Origin of the sequence: Mammaliicoccus sp. G-M28 (genome assembly GCF_022386595.1) — a bacterium.
Classification (GTDB): domain Bacteria; phylum Bacillota; class Bacilli; order Staphylococcales; family Staphylococcaceae; genus Mammaliicoccus; species Mammaliicoccus fleurettii.
Genome location: NZ_JAJNIF010000049.1, coordinates 1 through 258, shown reverse-complemented (window position 1 = coordinate 258; position 258 = coordinate 1). Strand labels below are relative to the sequence as shown.

The following is a 258-nucleotide window of genomic DNA, read 5'->3' as shown; positions in this document are numbered from 1 at the left end:
ATGGCAATAAGATTGGTGAAGGTATCGCAAATGATCAAGGCGTAGCTGAAATCACACCAACAAAACCATTACCTGAAGGTAATATCACAGCGAAAGCGACGGATAATGCGGAAACGCCAAATATGTCTGATGCTTCGGGTCCAGTTCAATCAAAAGATACAACACCACCAACTAAACCTGTGATTCAAACAGACTTAACTGATAAAGGTGGTACGAAAGATCCAATTACAGTGACTACTGATCCAGGATCTAAAGTAG

At 41.1% G+C, this 258-nt stretch carries 1 protein-coding gene; it reads left to right on the top strand.

Annotated features, from left to right (window positions below; genetic code table 11):
- The coding region (locus tag LQ609_RS12640) for a hypothetical protein (RefSeq protein ID WP_239734846.1) at window positions 1–258 on the top strand (258 nt) is incomplete at both ends.